Annotated in this window: 18 protein-coding genes; 4 read left to right on the forward strand and 14 right to left on the reverse strand. The window is 72.1% G+C overall.

The window, feature by feature from the left end; all coding sequences use genetic code 11:
- Positions 1-72: 72 nt before the first annotated feature.
- The 7 genes from ACFWBY_RS17325 to ACFWBY_RS17355 all read right to left on the reverse strand — a co-directional run bounded on the left by ACFWBY_RS17325 (position 73) and on the right by ACFWBY_RS17355 (position 6,679).
- Positions 73-831, reverse strand: coding sequence for a DUF3159 domain-containing protein (locus tag ACFWBY_RS17325; protein WP_385409670.1), 759 nt, complete (start codon positions 829-831; stop codon positions 73-75).
- 2 nt (positions 832-833) lie between these two features.
- Positions 834-1,262 (reverse strand): OB-fold nucleic acid binding domain-containing protein, encoded by a 429-nt coding sequence (locus ACFWBY_RS17330; protein WP_112451269.1) that lies wholly within the window; start codon positions 1,260-1,262, stop codon positions 834-836.
- Between the two features lie 24 nt (positions 1,263-1,286).
- Complete coding sequence (locus ACFWBY_RS17335; protein ID WP_385343621.1) at positions 1,287-1,973, reverse strand: response regulator; 687 nt, start codon at positions 1,971-1,973, stop codon at positions 1,287-1,289.
- On the reverse strand, positions 1,970-4,606 hold the full coding sequence (locus tag ACFWBY_RS17340; protein ID WP_385343624.1) for an ATP-binding protein: 2,637 nt from the start codon (positions 4,604-4,606) through the stop codon (positions 1,970-1,972). Before ACFWBY_RS17340 ends, ACFWBY_RS17335 begins: the two co-directional genes overlap by 4 nt.
- Before the next feature lie 171 nt (positions 4,607-4,777).
- Positions 4,778-5,560 (reverse strand): DUF3710 domain-containing protein, encoded by a 783-nt coding sequence (locus ACFWBY_RS17345; RefSeq protein ID WP_385343627.1) that lies wholly within the window; start codon positions 5,558-5,560, stop codon positions 4,778-4,780.
- A gap of 1 nt (position 5,561) precedes the next feature.
- On the reverse strand, positions 5,562-6,095 hold the full coding sequence (gene dut, locus ACFWBY_RS17350; protein ID WP_385343630.1) for a dUTP diphosphatase: 534 nt from the start codon (positions 6,093-6,095) through the stop codon (positions 5,562-5,564).
- Positions 6,095-6,679: a PaaI family thioesterase gene (locus tag ACFWBY_RS17355; protein WP_385343633.1), complete on the reverse strand. Its 585-nt coding sequence runs from the start codon at positions 6,677-6,679 to the stop codon at positions 6,095-6,097. The genes dut and ACFWBY_RS17355 overlap by 1 nt, the downstream gene beginning before the upstream one ends.
- 58 nt (positions 6,680-6,737) lie before the next feature.
- Here ACFWBY_RS17355 and ACFWBY_RS17360 point away from each other — a divergent pair, with 58 nt between their 5' ends.
- Positions 6,738-7,199 (forward strand): DUF3093 domain-containing protein, encoded by a 462-nt coding sequence (locus tag ACFWBY_RS17360; RefSeq protein ID WP_385343635.1) that lies wholly within the window; start codon positions 6,738-6,740, stop codon positions 7,197-7,199.
- 28 nt (positions 7,200-7,227) lie between these two features.
- On the opposite strand, the gene ACFWBY_RS17365 is transcribed toward ACFWBY_RS17360, so the two are convergent.
- The 4 genes from ACFWBY_RS17365 to ACFWBY_RS17380 all read right to left on the reverse strand — a co-directional run bounded on the left by ACFWBY_RS17365 (position 7,228) and on the right by ACFWBY_RS17380 (position 10,741).
- Positions 7,228-8,145 (reverse strand): hypothetical protein, encoded by a 918-nt coding sequence (locus tag ACFWBY_RS17365; protein WP_385343637.1) that lies wholly within the window; start codon positions 8,143-8,145, stop codon positions 7,228-7,230.
- Positions 8,146-8,157: 12 nt separating this feature from the next.
- Entirely contained in the window at positions 8,158-8,454 is a 297-nt protein-coding gene (locus tag ACFWBY_RS17370; protein WP_214953127.1) for a DUF4193 domain-containing protein, read from the reverse strand.
- A 383-nt stretch (positions 8,455-8,837) separates the two neighbouring features.
- A complete protein-coding gene (locus ACFWBY_RS17375) occupies positions 8,838-10,082 on the reverse strand; it encodes a sensor histidine kinase (RefSeq protein WP_385343640.1) in 1,245 nt (414 codons plus the stop codon).
- A gap of 5 nt (positions 10,083-10,087) precedes the next feature.
- Entirely contained in the window at positions 10,088-10,741 is a 654-nt protein-coding gene (locus tag ACFWBY_RS17380; protein WP_030008767.1) for a response regulator transcription factor, read from the reverse strand.
- 246 nt (positions 10,742-10,987) lie between these two features.
- On the opposite strand from ACFWBY_RS17380, the gene ACFWBY_RS17385 reads away from it, so the two are divergent.
- The gene (locus ACFWBY_RS17385; RefSeq protein ID WP_204357838.1) at positions 10,988-11,161 is read left to right on the forward strand and encodes a hypothetical protein; all 174 of its coding nucleotides are present in this window, start codon (positions 10,988-10,990) and stop codon (positions 11,159-11,161) included.
- A 97-nt stretch (positions 11,162-11,258) separates the two neighbouring features.
- Here the strand turns inward: ACFWBY_RS17385 and ACFWBY_RS17390 are convergent, their stop codons facing one another.
- Both ACFWBY_RS17390 and ACFWBY_RS17395 read right to left on the reverse strand, forming a co-directional pair.
- The gene (locus ACFWBY_RS17390; RefSeq protein WP_385343643.1) at positions 11,259-12,071 is read right to left on the reverse strand and encodes an inositol monophosphatase family protein; all 813 of its coding nucleotides are present in this window, start codon (positions 12,069-12,071) and stop codon (positions 11,259-11,261) included.
- Between the two features lie 15 nt (positions 12,072-12,086).
- Complete coding sequence (locus ACFWBY_RS17395) at positions 12,087-13,262, reverse strand: ferrochelatase (protein ID WP_385343646.1); 1,176 nt, start codon at positions 13,260-13,262, stop codon at positions 12,087-12,089.
- 170 nt (positions 13,263-13,432) lie between these two features.
- On the opposite strand from ACFWBY_RS17395, the gene ACFWBY_RS17400 reads away from it, so the two are divergent.
- Together ACFWBY_RS17400 and ACFWBY_RS17405 are read left to right on the forward strand one after the other, a co-directional pair.
- The gene (locus tag ACFWBY_RS17400; RefSeq protein WP_385343649.1) at positions 13,433-14,695 is read left to right on the forward strand and encodes an MFS transporter; all 1,263 of its coding nucleotides are present in this window, start codon (positions 13,433-13,435) and stop codon (positions 14,693-14,695) included.
- A complete protein-coding gene (locus ACFWBY_RS17405) occupies positions 14,640-15,974 on the forward strand; it encodes a D-arabinono-1,4-lactone oxidase (RefSeq protein WP_385343652.1) in 1,335 nt (444 codons plus the stop codon). Before ACFWBY_RS17400 ends, ACFWBY_RS17405 begins: the two co-directional genes overlap by 56 nt.
- Before the next feature lie 34 nt (positions 15,975-16,008).
- Here ACFWBY_RS17405 and ACFWBY_RS17410 read toward each other — a convergent pair whose 3' ends face one another.
- Positions 16,009-16,845 (reverse strand): hypothetical protein, encoded by an 837-nt coding sequence (locus tag ACFWBY_RS17410; protein ID WP_385343655.1) that lies wholly within the window; start codon positions 16,843-16,845, stop codon positions 16,009-16,011.
- Positions 16,846-16,861 lie beyond the last annotated feature (16 nt).

Below are 16,861 nucleotides of genomic sequence, written 5' to 3' on the forward strand. Positions count from 1 at the left end.
GGCCGACCATCCTGGTCGGCCGCCCCTTCGTGCATCCCTGGGCCCGAGAGGCAACGCAAGGCGGCGTACGGGTCAGACTCCCGGGCCGTCCTTGGCGGCGGCCTTGGCCGCCTTCTCGGCGGCCTCCGCCGCCTCCCACTCCGCGATCACGTCGATCGGCGGCGGCGCCTTCGCCAGGAACACCCACGTGAAGTACACCGCCAGCACCATCGGCGGCAGTTTCAGCGCGACCAGCACCCAGCCCAGCTGCGTCGCGTCGCCCCACCAGTACAGCGGGAAGAGGATCGCGTACTTCGCGAGGAAGATGAGGCCCCACGCCAGGCTGGCCTTGATGTAGGCCTTCTTGCGCCCCGGGTTGCGCGTGCGCCAGGACAGGTTCTCCTTGAAGACCGGCCCCAGGATCACCCCGAGCAGCGGGAAGCCCACCAGCGCCGAGAGCGTGAAGGCCACGCCCAGGCCGGCCCCGTAGATCATGCCGGGCAGGTAGAAGCCCTTCGGGCTGCCGGTGAAGAGCGCGAAGGCCACGCCGACGCCGACGCCGAAGACCCCGCTGAAGGCGTGCTTCACCGTGTCCTTGCGCAGCAGCCGCACGATCACGAGCAGGACCGCGACCGCGCCCGCCGCGATCGCGGAGAGCTTCACGTCCTTGTTGATCGTGTAGATCATGACGAAGAGCAGCCCGGGGAGCATCGTCTCCACGGTTCCGCGGATGCCCCCGAAGGCGTCGAAGAGCGCCGCCTGGGTCACGGCCGCCTGATCCGCGGCGGGATCCGTACCGGGACCGGTGTGGGGATCCGCCTCATGCGAGTTCGGTTTGTCGAGTGACGTCACCGTCAGTGCTCCTGTCCGAGCGGTCGGAGTTCGTACTTCGGGTTGAAGAGCACCCGACGGCCGTGGCTCATCGAGATCCGCCCGGAGGCGATCATGCGACGGCCGGGTTCGATTCCCACGATCGAGCGACGTCCGAGCCATACGACGTCGAGCGCGGCGGAGCCGTCGAAGAGCTCCGCCTCCAGGGCGGGGACTCCCGCCCGCGGCCGCAGGGTGACGGTACGCAGGGTCCCGGTCACCTTGACTATCTGGCGGTCGTGGCAATCGCAGATCCGCGTGCACCCCGCGGCTTCTGCGTCCTCCTGCAGCTCCGCGGAATGCAGCTCCTCCTGGGAGGTGGACAGCCGCTCTATCATCCGGCGGAACCGGCCCGCCGGCCTGGCGGGCTTCGCCGGCTTCGCGGGCTTCTCGGGACGCGGTTCAGCACTCATACAGGAAGCGTACCGGCGCGCCCACTACCTCTCGAAGCGGTATCCCATGCCCGGTTCGGTGATGAAGTGCCGCGGGTGCGAGGGGTCCGCCTCCAGTTTGCGGCGCAACTGCGCCATGTAGACGCGCAGGTAGTTGGTCTCGGTCCCGTACGAGGGCCCCCAGACCTCCTGGAGCAGCTGCTTCTGGCTGACCAGCTTGCCGCGGTTGCGGACCAGCACTTCCAGCAGGTGCCACTCGGTGGGCGTCAGGCGGACGTCCCGGCCCTCGCGCACCGCCTTCTTCGCCGCGAGGTCCACCGTGAAGGCCCCCGCCTCGACGAGCACCTCGTCCTCGCCCGACCCGGCGGCCGGTTCGGCCCGCCGGACGGCGGCGCGGAGCCTGGCCAGCAGCTCGTCCATGCCGAACGGCTTGGTGACGTAGTCGTCGGCGCCCGCGTCCAGGGCCTCGACCTTCTCGTCGGAGCTGTGCCGGGCGGAGAGGACCAGGATCGGGATGCGGGTCCAGCCGCGCAGCCCCTTGATCACCTCGACGCCGTCCATGTCGGGCAGGCCCAGGTCCAGGACGACCACGTCGGGGTGGCGGGCGGCGGCCAGTTCCAGGGCGCTCGCCCCGTCGGCGGCCGCGTCGACCTCGTACTTGCGGGCCTTCAGGTTGATCACGAGGGCTCGGACGATCTGGGGTTCGTCGTCCACCACGAGCACCCGGGTCATTGAGGGCCTGCCTTCTGTCGTATCGGATCGAGGTCGAAATCTGCGGGGTCCGCCCCGGGTCCGCCCGGCCCGCCGGCGCCGGGCGCGCCGCGGCCCTCGCCGTCCACGCCCACGGGGACCCGCGCCCGCCCGCCGGCGGCCGCCCGAAGGGTGAGCACCATGGTCAGTCCGCCGCCGGGGGTGTCCTCGGCGGACAGGGTGCCGTCCATGGCCTCGGCGAAGCCGCGCGCGACCGCGAGGCCCAGGCCCACGCCGGCCCCGCGCGGGGCGTCCCCGTGCCGCTGGAAGGGGGCGAAGATCCGCTCCTTGGCCTCGTCGGGCACGCCCGGACCGCGGTCGACGACCCGTACCTCGACCCGGTCGCCGAGGAAGCTGGCCGCGACCAGCACCTGCTCCCCCGCCGGGCTGTACTTGACGGCGTTCTCGACCACGTTGGCCACGGTCCGCTCCAGCAGCCCGGGGTCGACCGCCACCATGGGCAGGCTCTCCGGGACGTCCAGCAGGACGCTGTCCTCGGGTACGCCGCCCAGTGCCATCGGGACCACCTCGTCGAGGTCGATCTCGCGGATGAGCGGGGTGACGGTGCCGGTCTGGAGCCTCGACATGTCGAGCAGGTTGCCCACGAGGTGGTCGAGCCGGTCCGCGCCGTCCTCGATGCCCTCCAGGAGCGCGGCCCGGTCCTCCTCGGACCATTCCACGTCGTCGGAGCGCAGGGAGCTGACGGAGGCCTTGATGGAGGCCAGCGGCGTACGGAGGTCGTGGCTGACGGCGGCGAGCAGCGCGGTCCGGATCCGGTTGCCCTCGGCCATCCGCCGGGCCTCCTCGGCCTCCCCGACCAGGCGCTGCCGGTCGAGCACCACGGCGGCCTGGGCGGCGAAGGCGCCGAGGACGCGCCGGTCCTCGGCGGGCAGCACCCGGCCGGACAGGGCCAGCGCCATGTGGTCGCCGATGGGCATGTCCACGTCGGCGTCCTCGGGGCGCGCGACCGGGTTCGGGCCGACGCTGCCGGCGGGCTGCCAGGGTTCGACGTCGCTCTCGCGCTCCAGCAGTGCCACCGACTCCATGGCGAAGGTCTCGCGCACCCGCTCCAGCAGCGCGTCCAAGGTGGTCTCGCCGCGCAGGACGCTCCCGGCGAGGAAGGAGAGGATCTCGGACTCGGCGCGCAGCCGGGCGGCCTGGTGGGTGCGGCGGGCGGCGGCGTCGACGACGGAGGCCACGGAGCCGGCGACACCGAAGAACACGGCGATGGCGACGATGTTCTCGGGGTCCGAGATGGTGAAGCGGTGGACGGGCGGGGCGAAGTAGTAGTTCAGCAGCAGGGAGCCGACGGCGGCGGAGGCGAGCGCCGGGTAGAGCCCGCCCAGCAGGGCGGCGGCCACGGTGAGGGCCAGGAAGAGCAGCATCTCGTTGGCGGGGCCGGGATCGCTGTCGACGTGTGTGAGCAGCGCCGCGAGCAGGAGCGGGAGGACGACCCCCGCCACCCAGCCGGCCACGATCCTGGTCCGTCCGAGCCGGGCCGCCGTGCGGACCACGGGGAGGACGCGGCCCTTGGCGGCCTGCTCGTGGGTGACGATGTGCACGTCGAGGTCGGGCCCGGAGTCGCGGGCCACGGTGGCGCCGACCCCGGGGCCGAAGACGTACCGCCAGGAGCGGTGGCGGCTGGAGCCGAGCACGATCTGGGTGGCGTTGACCCCGCGGGCGAATGCGAGCAGTGCCTCGGGGATGTTGTCGCCGATGACGTGGTGAAACGTTCCGCCAAGATCCTCGACCAGCGTCCGCTGGACGGCGAGCTCCTTCGGCGAGGCCGCGGTCAGCCCGTCGCTGCGGGCGATGTACACGGCGAGGATCTCGCTGCCGGAACCCTTCGCCGCCACCCGCGACGCCCGCCGGATCAAGGTGCGCCCCTCGGGTCCGCCGGTGAGTCCCACGACGATCCGCTCGCGCGCCTGCCAGGTGGAGCGGATGCCGTGCTCGCCCCGGTACTGCTGGAGGTACTCGTCGGCCCGGTCGGCGACCCAGAGCAGCGCGAGCTCGCGCAGCGCGGTCAGGTTGCCCGGGCGGAAGTAGTTGGACAGGGCCGCGTCGACCTTGTCCGACTTGTAGATGTTGCCGTGCGCCATCCGGCGCCGCAGCGCCTGCGGGGACATGTCGACCAGCTCGATCTGGTCCGCCCGGCGCACCACCTCGTCCGGCACGGTCTCCCGCTGCCGCACTCCGGTGATCGACTCCACCACGTCGCCCAGGGACTCCAGGTGCTGGATGTTCACGGTGGAGACCACGTCGATCCCGGCCCGCAGCAGCTCCTCGACGTCCTGCCAGCGCTTGGGGTTGCGCGAGCCCGGCACGTTGGTGTGGGCCAGCTCGTCGACCAGCGCTATGGCCGGCCTGCGGGCGAGGAGCGCGTCCACGTCCATCTCGGTGAAGGCCGCGCCCCGGTAGGAGAGCTCCTTGCGCTCGATCCGTTCCAGGCCGTGCAGCATGACCTCGGTGCGCGGCCGCCCGTGGTGCTCGACGAAGCCGACGACGCAGTCGGAGCCGCGCTCCGCCCGCCGGTGGCCCTCCGAGAGCATGGCGTACGTCTTGCCCACGCCCGGTGCCGAGCCGAGATAGATCCGTAGCCTGCCGCGTTTCATGCGCTCATTCTCGGGGACATTTCCCCCGATCACGCGCCGATCGCGGCGTACGGGCCGATCCCTGACGGTTCCCTGACGCCCAGGGGATAGGGCCGTGGGCCGTACCCCCAAGGAGTACGGCCCACGGCCGGAAACGTTCGCCCCGCGCGACGCCCGCGCGCGACCTCGCGGTCAGCGGACCTCGGTGATCTCCGGGCCCCGCTCCAGCTGGCCCATGCCGCCGCCGAAGCGGGAGCCTTCCTGGTCCTCTGTCTGCACGCCGTCCGGCACCATCTGCGCGTCGTTGGGCAGCTTGAGGACGATCGGGTCCCGCGGGGCCATCGGGCCCTCGCCGCGGACCACGACGGTGTCCAGGAAGATCCGCTCCAACACTCCGGCCGACTCGGGGCGCACCGCGCCCTGGCCGGAGATGACACCGCGCAGGAACCAGCGGGGCCCGTCCACACCGACGAAGCGGACCAGCTGCGCGCCGGTCTGCCCGTCCGGCAGCGGTACGGGGACCTGCGCGCGCAGCTCCCAGCCCAGCGGACCCTCGACCTCGTCGATGATGCCGCCCTGCTTGGTGATGCCGTCGGCGATCTCCTCGCGGACCTCGCCCCAGATGCCTTCCTTGCGCGGTGCGGCGAAGGCCTGCAGCTGTACGGCACTGTCGCCGAGCACCACGGTCGCGGCGACGATCGCGTCACCGGCGACCTCGACGCGCAGCTCCATGCCCTCGACACCCGGTACGAGGATTCCGCCGAGGTCCACCCGGCCCTCCTCGGGGTTGCCGGGGACCTCGGAGACGTCCCAGGGGCCGTCGGGCCGCGGGGCCGGCGGCAGGTTCATCCTGCGCGGACGGGTCCCGTCGGTCTCCTCCACGCCGTCCTGCTCATCGGCGCCGACGCCGTCGACGACCTGCTCGGCCGCGCCGCCGTCCTTGACGGAGTCGTTCTTCTTGCGACGTCCGAACACGTCACTGTCCTTCCCGGTCGGATACGACCGAAGCGTAGCCATTCCCACCCTGCTGACCAGCGCCGGATCCGGCCACGGCCGCATGACCACCGGTGGAGCCGAAACCCCCCTCGGCCCGCGCCGAGCCGGGAAGTTCCGCCACCTCGTGGAAGCGCACCTTCTCGACCCGCTGGACAACCAGCTGGGCAATGCGGTCGAAACGCTCGAACCTGACGCTCTCGCGCGGGTCGAGATTGACCACGATCACCTTGATCTCCCCACGGTACCCGGCATCCACCGTCCCCGGGGCATTCACGAGCGCGAGCCCGCAGCGGGCGGCCAGGCCGGAGCGCGGGTGCACGAACGCCGCGTACCCCTCGGGCAGCGCGATGGAGACCCCGGTGGGCAGTACGGCCCGCTCCCCCGGCTCCAGTTCGGCGGCCACCGTGGTGACCAGGTCGCAGCCGGCGTCGCCGGGGTGCCCGTAGGCGGGGATCGGCACCTCCGGGTCGACGCGCCTGATGGCCACGTCCACGCCGGTGTCGTTCTCAGGCATCAGGGGTTCACCTCGAAGGCGCGTGTGCGCCTGACCTGGTCCGGGTCGGCCATCGCCGCCCGGATCTCCTCGGGCCGTCCGTTGTCGATGAAGTGGTCGACCTTCACCTCTATGAAGAGGGCGTCCGCGCGCAGTGCGACGGGGCCCCGGGGGCCGCCTATCCGGCCGACCGCGCTGGAGTAGATCTTCCGGCCCGCGACGGCGGTGACCTCGGCCTCCAGGTACAGGACCGTGTCCACGGGCACGGGCCGCACGAAGTCCGTCTCCAGCCGGCCGGTGACGGCTATGACGCGCAACAGCCAGTTCAGGGAGCCCAGGGTCTCGTCGAGCGCGGTGGCGAGCACACCGCCGTGGGCCAGGCCGGGGGCGCCCTGGTGTGCGGGCTTGACGGTGAACTCCGCGGTGACGCGAACGCCCTCGCCCGCGCGGGCCTCCAGGTGGAGCCCGTGCGGCTGGCCGTCCCCGCAGCCGAAACAGTGCTCGTAGTGCGCACCGAGGAGCTCACCGGGTGCCGGGGCGTCGGGATGCCTGACCGGCGGGGCGGCATCGGCCGGGGGCGTCAACGCTGTGTTTCGTCCACTCACAGCCGCAGACCTTACCCGCGCCGCTACCCGCCGGTCGCCTCGTGGCAGGCTTGACGGCATGCAGCCCTCTCCCGCGCACCACGACGAACGCCTGACCGCCCCCCGCTCCTGGTGGGGCATCGCCGCGCTGACCGGTCTCGCGTGCGCGCTGATGCTGATGCCGCTGGGCACGCTGCCCCCGCTGGCCGGGCTCGTCGGGGGCACCGCGCTGGCGGGGCTGGTGGTGAGTTCGTACGGATCCCAGCGCGTGCGCGTGGCGGGCGGGGCGCTGGCCGCCGGGGACGCCCGGATCCCCGTGACGGCGCTGGGCGATCCGGAGGTCCTGGACCCCGAAGAGGCCCGTGCCTGGCGGACGTACAAGGCCGACACGCGCGCCTTCATGCTGATGCGCAGCTACGTGCCGACGGCGGTCCGCGTCGAGGTGACCGACCCGGCGGACCCGACCCCCTACGTCTATGTCTCCACCCGCGAGCCCCAGGCCCTGGTGGCGGCGATCCGCGCGGCGCAGGCCGCGGCCTGACCTGCGCGCCGGACCCGGACCGCGGGTCTCAGGCGTGCGGGTCCCGGCGCAGGACCTCGATGGCGACCCCCGCGGCCCCGGGAAGGGGCTGGACGGGCTGTTCAAGGGGCGGGAGCGTGCCGAGGGCGCTCCAGGGCACGGCCCTGCCGCGCAGGTCCGTACGTACCTTCTCGGCGAGTTTGCGGGTGTCCCTGCGGTTCATGACCGCTCCGACGGCCGCGCCGACCATGAACGGCATCAGGTTCGGCAGGTTGCGGAACATCCGCTTCATGATCTGCTGGCGCAGTTCGCGCTTCATCTGACCGCCCAGGGCCACGTTCAGCGTGGTCGGGTGGGTCAGGTCCACCCCGCGCTCCTCCGTCCACGACGTGAGGTAGGCGAAGCTGCGTTCGACGAGGTGGCCGGGCGGACGCAGGCCGTAGACCTCGTGGAGTTCGGCGATGAGCTTCAGCTCGACGGCCGCGACCGCGGTGACCTCGGCGGCGAGCTCGGCCGGCATGGCGGGCGGTACCGGCAGCATGGCCGCGGCTCCGATCCCGGCGCCGATGGTGGACGTCGCGTTGGCGGCGCCCGCGATCAACTTGTCGGCGAGCTGATCGGGACCGAGGCCCGGGAACTGCGCGCGCAGGGTCGCGAGGTCCCGAACCGGAACGCGCGGTGCGTTCTCGATGACTCGGTCGGTGAGGTAGAGGGCGGCGGCCCTGGCACTTTCGCCGCCCTTGCGCACACCGTTCTTGACGGCCTGCAGCCGACGGACCCCGGAGGCGTACCGGGACCCCTCGTCGGCCTCGGAGGCCGACGGCACCGCCTCGGCGGTGTCGGGGAGCACGGCGGGTACGCCGGGGGCTCCAGGGGCCGTTTCCGGGTCCTTGGTTCCCGCCTGCGTCTCCGCCGGATCACCAGGCTTCCGGAAGCGGCGCTTCCGAAATGGTGTCGAGCCAGTCACGGCCGACGCCTGTCAGTCGCAGTCGCGACAGATCGGCTGACCGTTCTTCTCGCGTGCCAGCTGGCTGCGGTGGTGCACCAGGAAGCAGCTCATGCAGGTGAACTCGTCGGCCTGCTTGGGCAGGACCCGGACGGCCAGCTCCTCGTTGGAGAGGTCGGCGCCGGGAAGCTCAAGGCCTTCCGCCGAGTCGAATTCGTCCAGGTCCACGTTCGAGGACGACTTCTCGTTACGACGAGCCTTCAGCTCTTCGATGCTGTCGTTGTCGACGTCGTCGTCGGTCTTGCGCGGAGTGTCGTAGTCCGTTGCCATTGTTCGCTCTCCCCCTCTGGGATTTAGCGGGTGTCTCAGCGCACGTAACGCGCGAGAGGCCGGACTTGTGCCCGACCTGAGGCGGAGATTTTGCCTCACATCAAGGTCTGTTACTCAATCGACACCCAGCCGCACATCAGAAGGAGCGATTGGCTGGGATGACGACCGGGACCGTACACGGTCGGGGGGCCGTCTTGCACAAACGCCACCCCATGTATTTCCCGCCGTTAGGGGGGCCGGAAACCCGGACTTCCCGGGCTTTCCGCCCTCCCGAGGTCACTGAACGCATCTGGGCGGACACTCGACACTGTGATCGATCGCACAGAAGTCATTAGCTTCAGATCCCAAGCATTCAGCCGACGGCGAACACGGAGTGACCGGCATCACAAGGGTAGGGTGACGCGCATCACGAGGCCACCGCCCTCGCGCGGGATCGCCTGGATCCTGCCGCCGTGCGCGCGCGCCACCGAGCGCGCGATGGAGAGGCCGAGCCCCACACCCTTGTCGCTGCCCGTGCGCTCCGTACGCAGCCGTCTGAAGGGCTCGAAGAGGTTGTCCACCTCGTACGCGGGAACCACGGGACCCGTGTTCGATACCAACAGGACCGCCTGCCCGTGCACGGCCTCGGACGTGACCTCCACCCAGCCGTCGTCCGGGACGTTGTAGCGGACGGCGTTCTGCACCAGGTTGAGCGCGATCCGCTCCAGCAGCACGCCGTTGCCCTGGACCACCGCCGGCGCGCGCTCGCCCCTGATCTCGATGCCCTTGGCGTGAGCCTCCCCGCGCGCCTGGTCGATGGCGCGCGAGGCCACCTCGGCCAGGTCCACGGGTTTGCGCTCGATGATCTGGTTGTCGCTGCGGGCCAGCAGCAGCAGGCCCTCCACCAGCTGTTCGCTGCGCTCGTTGGTGGCGAGCAGGGTCTTGCCGAGCTGCTGCAGCTCCACCGGCGCCCCGGGGTCGGAGAGGTGCACCTCCAGCAGCGTCCGGTTGATGGCCAGCGGGGTCCTCAGCTCGTGCGAGGCGTTGGCCACGAACCTCTGCTGGGCCGTGAAGGCACGCTCCAGCCGGTCGAGCATCTCGTCGAAGGTGTCGGCGAGCTCCTTGAGCTCGTCGTCCGGCCCGTCCAGCTCGATCCGCCGGGTCAGGTCGGAGCCGACCACCCGCCGGGCGGTCCGGGTGATCTTGCCCAGCGGGGAGAGCACCCGGCCGGCCATCGCGTAGCCGAAGGCGAAGGCAATGATGCTGAGGCCCATCAGGGCCATCAGCGACCGGCTCAGCAGGTCGTCCAGCGCGTGCCTGCGCTGTTCGAGGATGCACGCGTTGATCGCGGCGTTGAACTGGTCGTGGGTCTGCCCCGTGCCGCCCACGCCCGGGCACGTGCTGGTGACCCGGATGTCGGTCCCGCCGACGATCTTGAACGGCAGTCCGTTGCCCTCGCGCAGCGCCTGCGCCGCCAGCAGGTAGATGATCGACAGCAGCAGGATGCCCGCGATCAGGAACATCCCGCCGTACAGCAGCGTGAGGCGTATGCGGATGGTCGGCCGCAGCCAAGGGAAAGGACCCTCGGGCTGGCCGGGGTCCCAGGTCGGTTTCGGTGGCGCCGATGGTGGCACCGGAGTCGCTGCCACCCGCGTCAGATCCGGTAGCCGGAACCGGGGACGGTCACGATGACCGGCGGCTCCCCGAGCTTGCGCCGCAGCGTCATCACCGTCACGCGCACCACGTTGGTGAACGGGTCGGTGTTCTCGTCCCACGCCTTCTCCAGGAGCTGCTCGGCGGACACGACCGTGCCCTCGCTGCGCATGAGGACCTCCAGCACCGCGAACTCCTTCGGCGCCAGCTGCACCTCCTTGCCCTCGCGGAAGACCTCCCGGCGGTTGGGGTCCAGCTTGATCCCGGCACGCTCCAGCACGGGGGGCAGTGCCACGGTGGTGCGGCGCCCGAGCGCCCGGACGCGCGCGGTCAGCTCGGTGAACGCGAAGGGCTTGGGCAGGTAGTCGTCCGCCCCGAGCTCCAGGCCCTCGACCCGGTCGCTCACGTCGCCCGACGCCGTCAGCATGAGCACGCGGGTGGGCATGCCGAGCTCGACGATCTTGCGGCAGACGTCGTCGCCGTGCACGAGCGGGAGGTCCCGGTCGAGCACGACCACGTCGTAGTCGTTGACCCCGACGCGCTCGAGGGCCGCGGCGCCGTCGTACACGACGTCCACGGCCATGGCCTCCCGGCGCAGTCCGGTGGCCACCGCATCGGCGAGCAGCTGCTCGTCCTCGACGACGAGTACGCGCACGTCGTTTCCTTCCTCAGTGCCCGTCAGGGCAGGCGTGTGGTGCGTCGCCCATCCTGCCCCTTTCGGCCGTAAACCGGCTGTAAGACGCTACGCGGGGGATACCCGAGGGGCAGAAGTGAGGATTCCCTCGCCTCACGAGGTTTCTGGGGCCAGGGCGGCGGGGATGACGACTTCACACCCCGAACACTCCCTGACGGCGGACTGCCACGTGCCGCCGCCGACCCACGAAGAGGGGGCGAACCCACCATGGACGCATTCACCGCGGGTCTCCTGCAGCGCATCAGGAGCACGCAGTCGGACCTCAGGCAGGCTCGCGAGACGGGCGACGACTTCCTCGTGGAAGTGGAACAGGCGGAGCTGGAGGACCTCCAGCGCATCGCGGCCGATCACGGCGTTCCCGTCACCGTCTCCGCCTGCTGACCCCGGCACCCGCCGATCCCACACGCCCCCGGACCCCGGAGGCCGCGACGCGGCCGCCGGGGTTCCTTCCTTGCCCGGAGCGGCCGCGGCCGGCCGCTCAGTCGTGCCAGGCCCCGGCCTCCTCCAGCAGCGGTTGCAGCGAGGAGAACACCGCCGGCGTCGCGGCCAGCGCGAGCTCGCCGGAGGCCGGCTCACCGGGCCGGCCGCCGGTCAGCGCACCGGCCTCCCGGGCGATCAGTTCGCCCGCCGCCAGGTCCCAGGGGTTCAGCCCGCGCTCCCAGTACCCGTCGAGCCGCCCGGCGGCGACGTCGCACAGGTCGATCGCCGCCGAGCCGCCGCGCCGGATGTCCCGCACGACCGGGATGATCCGCCGCGCCACCTCGGCCTGGTGGGCCTTGCGCGTCTGGACGTACGCGAAGCCGGTGCTGACCAGGGCCTGGTCCAGCGGAGCGGCGGCCCGGCAGGCCAGCCGCACGTCGCCCAGCCACGCCCCGCGCCCCAGCACCGCGTGGAACGTCTCCTGCCGCATCGGCGCCGCCACCACCCCGGCCAGGGTCGTCCCGTGGTACTGCGCGGCGATCGAGACGCTCCAGGAAGGCAGGCCGTAGAGGTAGTTCACGGTTCCGTCCAGCGGGTCGATCACCCATCGGACGCCACTGGCCCCCGCCGTGTCGGATCCCTCCTCGCCGAGGAGCCCGTCCTCGGGCCGGCGCTCCCCGAGGATGCCGGTGATCAGTTTCTCGGCCGCGATGTCCATCTCGGTCACCACGTCGATCGGGCTGGACTTGGTCGCCGCGACCGCCAGGTCGGCCGGACGGCCGTCCCTCAGCAGGGCGCCCGCCCGCCGGGCGGCCTCCAGGGCCACGTCCAGCAGTTCGCTCTTCAGCTCTTCGGAGACTTCGCGGATCACGGCCGGTTCCACTCCCTACGCGTACGGACTGTCGGCGCCCGCGGCCGCCGGCCGGGGCACCCGTGCCGGGCAGCAGCCCACGGCACACAGATCATGGCCGGCTCCGAGCCGGCCGAGCGCGCAGCGCTCCACGGGCTCGCCCCGCTCGGCCGCGGCCCGCTCCAGCAGGAGGTCCCGTACGGCCGCCGCGAACCTGGGGTCGGCTCCGACCGTCGCCGAGCGGGCGACGGGCAGCCCCAGCTCGGCGGCCTTCGCCGTCGCCTCCGTGTCGAGGTCGTAGAGCACCTCCATGTGGTCCGAGACGAAGCCGACCGGCACCATGACGACCGCCGGGGTGCCCGCCTCGTGCAGGGCCTCCAGGTGGTCGCAGATGTCCGGCTCCAGCCACGGGACGTGCGGGGCGCCGCTGCGCGACTGGTAGACGAGGTCCCAGGGCAGCTCGGTGCCGGTCCGCGCGCGGACCGCGTCGGCGATCACCTTCGCGACGTCCAGGTGCTGCTTGACGTAGGCACCGCCCTCGCCGTGCCCGGTGTGGTCCGCGACCGGGCCGGAGGCGTCCGCGGCCGCGGTCGGGATCGAGTGGGTGGTGAAGGCCAGCCGCGCGCCGGCCCGCACCTCCTCGGGCAGCGACTCCAGCGACGCCAGCACCCCGTCGATCATGGGCTGGACGAAGCCGGGGTGGTTGAAGTAGTGCCGCAGCTTGTCGACCTTCGGCAGCTCCGCCTCGGGCACGCCCTCCTCGGCGAGCAGGGCGAGCGCGTCGGCGAGGTTCTCCCGGTACTGGCGGCAGCCCGAGTACGAGGCGTAGGCGCTGGTCGCGAGCACCGCGACGCGGCGGCGGCCGTCGGCGGCCATCTCGCGCATCACGTCGTTCAGGTACGGGGCCCAGTTGCGGTTGCCCCAGTAGACCGGCAGGTCCAGCCCGTGCTCCGCGAAGTCCCGCCGCAGCGCGTCCAGCAGCTCGCGGTTCTGCCCGTTGATCGGGCTGACGCCGCCGAAGCCGAAGTAGTGCTGCCCGACCTCCTTGAGCCGCTCCCGCGGGATGCCGCGCCCCCGCGTGACGTTCTCCAGGAACGGCACGACGTCGTCGGGCCCCTCGGGGCCGCCGAAGGACAGCAGCAGGAGGGCGTCGTAGGGGGCGGCGGGGCCTTCGGCCGGGCCGGCGGCGGAGGCGCGGAGCTGGTCAGACATGTCCCGAATCCTGCCACCCGCCCCGGCCGGGCGGGAAACAGGCCCGGCGTCCGGATCAGGCCCCGCAAAGGTAAGGTAACCCTTACTTCCTGTTGCCCCTTTCCCCATGCGGGCGCCTTGTGCGCGGTCGTAACCTGTATGAGCCATCGACGTCCCTTACGGAGGGCACCTTGCCCAGTCCCTACCGCGCGATCTTCGCCGCCCCCGGGAGCCGGGGCTTCAGCGCGGCCGGCCTCATAGGCCGGCTGCCGCTCTCCATGGTCGGCGTCGGCATCCTCACGATGATCTCCGAGCTCACCGGCCGGTACTCGCTGGCCGGCGCCATCACCGCCACCCTCGCGCTCTCCGCCGCCGTCATCGGCCCCCAGGTGTCCCGCCTGGTCGACCAGTACGGCCAGCGGCGCGTCCTGCGCCCGGCGACCCTGCTCGCCGTCGTCGCCGTCTCCGGCATGCTGCTCTGCGCCGCCAACAACGCGCCCGACTGGACCCTGTTCCTCTTCGCGGCGCTCGCCGGCTGCGTGCCGAGCGTCGGCTCGATGATCCGCGCCCGGTGGACGGCCATCTACCGGGACTCCCCGCGCGAGCTGCACACGGCGTACTCCCTGGAGTCCGTCCTCGACGAGGTCTGCTTCATCTTCGGCCCGATCATCGCCATCGGGCTCTCCACCACCTGGTTCCCCGAGGCCGGCCCGCTGGTCGCCGGGGCCTGCCTGCTGGTGGGCGTGTGGTGGCTGACCGCGCAGCGCGCCACCGAGCCGGCCCCGCACCCGCGCGGCGAGGACACCGACCGGACCTCGGCCCTGCGCTCCCCCGGACTCCAGGTGCTGATGGCCACCTTCGTGGCGACCGGGGCGATTTTCGGCTCGATCGACGTGGTCACCCTGGCCTTCGCCGAGGAGCAGGGCCACAAGGCCGCGGCCAGCTTCATCCTGGCCGTCTGGGCGGTCGGCTCCTGCCTCGCGGGCATCGTATTCGGGCTGCTCCACCTCAAGGGGAAGGCCGAACCCCGGTGGGTGCTGGGCATTTGTGCGATGGCCGTGAGTATGATCCCCCTCCTACTGGCCGGGAACCTTCCATTTCTGGCCGTGGCGCTCTTCGTCTCGGGCCTCGCCATCGCTCCCACGATGATCACCACGATGGCCCTGATCGAGGCGCACGTGCCACGCGCGAAGCTGACCGAGGGCATGACCTGGATCAGCACCGGCCTCGCGGTCGGGGTCGCGCTCGGCTCCTCAGTGGCCGGCTGGGTCATCGACGCGGCCGGCGCGAGGAGCGGGTACGTCGTCTCCATCTCGGCGGGGACCGCCGCGGCGGCGGTGGCGTTCGCGGGTTATCGCCGGCTGACGAGGTCGGCGCAAGGGGAGGAGCCTTCCAACGATGGCGACGACGGGGACAGCAGGGAAGAGCGGGACACGGGCCACCGCGTGGCGTAACTGGGCGGGCAACGTCAGCGCCACGCCCGTGCGCGTGGTGGCCCCCGCTTCGGTCGGGGAGCTCCAGGAGGCGGTCCGCCGGGCCGCCCAGGACGGGCTGAAGGTGAAGGCGGTCGGCACCGGCCACTCCTTCACCTCGGCCGCCGCCACCGACGGCGTACTGGTCCGCCCGCAGGCACTGGCCGGGATCCAGGAGATCGACCGGCAGGCCGGCACCGTCACCGTGGCGGCGGGCACGGTCCTCAAGGACCTCAACCTGGCCCTCGCCAGGGAGGGCCTGTCGCTCACGAACATGGGCGACATCATGGAGCAGACGGTCTCCGGCGCCACCAGCACGGGGACCCACGGGACCGGCCGCGACTCCGCCTCCATCGCCGCCCAGATCCGCGGCCTGGAGCTGGTCACCGCGGACGGGCGCCTCATGGCCTGCTCGGAGAAGGAGAATCCGGAGGTCTTCGCGGCCGCCCGGCTCGGCATCGGGGCGCTCGGCGTCGTCACCGCGATCACCTTCGCCGTGGAGCCGCTCTTCTTCCTGACCGCCCGCGAGGAGCCGATGGGCTTCGACCGGGTCACCGCCGAGTTCGACGAGCACCACGCCGAGAACGAGCACTTCGAGTTCTACTGGTTCCCGCACACCGGCAACTGCAACACCAAGCGGAACAACCGCAGCCAGGGCCCGGCGGCCCCGCCCGGAGCGGTGTCCGCCTGGATCGAGGACGAGTTGCTGTCCAACGGGGTCTTCCAGGCCGCCAACTCCTTCGGCCGCGCGGTCCCCTCGGCCATTCCCTCCATCGCCCGGATCGCGAGCCGCGCCCTGTCTGCGCGCACCTACACGGACATCCCGTACAAGGTGTTCACCAGTCCGCGCCGGGTCCGGTTCGTGGAGATGGAGTACGCCCTGCCGCGCGAACACGTCGTCGAGGCCCTGCGGGAGCTGAAGGCGATGGTCGACCGCTCGGGTCTGCGCGTCAGCTTCCCGGTGGAGGTCCGGACGGCTCCGGCCGACGACATCACCCTGTCGACGGCCTCGGGGCGCGAGACCGCGTACATCGCGGTGCACATGTACAAGGGCACGCCGTACCAGGCCTACTTCACGGCCGCCGAGCGGATCTTCACGGCGCACGGCGGGCGGCCGCACTGGGGCAAGGTGCACACGCGGGACGCCGAGTACTTCGCCCGGGTCTACCCGCGCTTCGGCGAGTTCACGGCGCTCCGGGACCGGCTCGACCCGGACCGGGTGTTCGGCAACGACTACCTGCGGCGGGTACTGGGGGACTGAGCTGTTGATGCCGGGCCCGGCGGACCGTGCGCCCTCAGGGGCTCTGCGACCCCTGGCCGGTGTCCGTGCCCGCTCCGCCGGGCGTGGCCTTGCCGTCGCCCGGTGTCGGGGGGCGCGGGGGCGAGGGCGTGGGCGTCGGGTCCGGCTTCGGCGGTGTCGGGCTCGGCGTCGGGCCCGGGGACGGCGAGGAGACCGGGTCGGGCGAGGGGCTCGGACTGCCGCTCGGGGGCGAGGGGCTCGGCGGGTTCCCGGTCTCCGGGGCCGTTCCGTCCGGGCCCTTGCCGCCGGTGCCGGAATCGTCACGCGGTGCCGGACCGCTGTTGCCGGCGTTCTGGGGCGTACCGCCCCAGACGGTCTTGTTCCCACTGCTGACGGCGTTCCCGGAGACCGCCTCGTAGGCGGCGATCCCGCCGATCGCGAGGGCGAAGGCGGCGGCCGACGCCGCGGCGCTGCGCTTCCAGCCCCGCACCCGGCTGCCGTGCACGGTGGCTTCGCCGAAGTCCGCGGAGAGCGGGGGCGGGGGCCCGGCCCGGCGCAGCATCATCGTGCCGTCGGGCGCCCGCTCCGCGCGCGCGCCGTCGACCGGTACCTGGCGGCTCCTCAGGCAGGAGCTCTCGCGCAGCTGGGCACCCGTGCGACGGAAGAAGTGCTGGATGACGGGCCCGCCCGCGGTGGCGACCACGCTCACCACACCGGCGCCGAGGATGGTCCCGTAGACGCCCATCTGCGAGGCGAGCAGGGCGGCCGCGACCGTGGCGAGCGAGGAGCCCGCGACCTGAGCCGCACTCAGTTCGAGCTTCTTCTTCTCCGGCTCCGGCCGCTGCTCCGGCTCCGGACCGATCTCCGCCGCCGCCTTCTGACCCGTCACCATCCGCTGCGCGTCCTGC

It is taken from the genome of Streptomyces sp. NPDC060049, from assembly GCF_042736715.1.
In the GTDB taxonomy this organism is placed as follows: domain Bacteria; phylum Actinomycetota; class Actinomycetes; order Streptomycetales; family Streptomycetaceae; genus Streptomyces.

Excerpts from the sequence above, each read along its gene's own strand:
- ACFWBY_RS17370 (WP_214953127.1), bottom strand. The coding sequence starts at position 8,454 with ATGGCAACGGACTACGACACTCCGCGCAAGACCGACGACGACGTCGAC.
- ACFWBY_RS17410 (WP_385343655.1), bottom strand. The coding sequence starts at position 16,845 with ATGGTGACGGGTCAGAAGGCGGCGGCGGAGATCGGTCCGGAGCCGGAG.
- ACFWBY_RS17340 (WP_385343624.1), bottom strand. The coding sequence starts at position 4,606 with ATGAAACGCGGCAGGCTACGGATCTATCTCGGCTCGGCACCGGGCGTG.
- ACFWBY_RS17395 (WP_385343646.1), bottom strand. The coding sequence starts at position 13,262 with ATGTCTGACCAGCTCCGCGCCTCCGCCGCCGGCCCGGCCGAAGGCCCC.
- ACFWBY_RS17330 (WP_112451269.1), bottom strand. The coding sequence starts at position 1,262 with ATGAGTGCTGAACCGCGTCCCGAGAAGCCCGCGAAGCCGGCGAAGCCC.
- ACFWBY_RS17385 (WP_204357838.1), top strand. The coding sequence starts at position 10,988 with ATGGACGCATTCACCGCGGGTCTCCTGCAGCGCATCAGGAGCACGCAG.
- dut (WP_385343630.1), bottom strand. The coding sequence starts at position 6,095 with ATGCCTGAGAACGACACCGGCGTGGACGTGGCCATCAGGCGCGTCGAC.
- ACFWBY_RS17405 (WP_385343652.1), top strand. The coding sequence starts at position 14,640 with ATGGCGACGACGGGGACAGCAGGGAAGAGCGGGACACGGGCCACCGCG.
- ACFWBY_RS17335 (WP_385343621.1), bottom strand. The coding sequence starts at position 1,973 with ATGACCCGGGTGCTCGTGGTGGACGACGAACCCCAGATCGTCCGAGCC.
- ACFWBY_RS17360 (WP_385343635.1), top strand. The coding sequence starts at position 6,738 with ATGCAGCCCTCTCCCGCGCACCACGACGAACGCCTGACCGCCCCCCGC.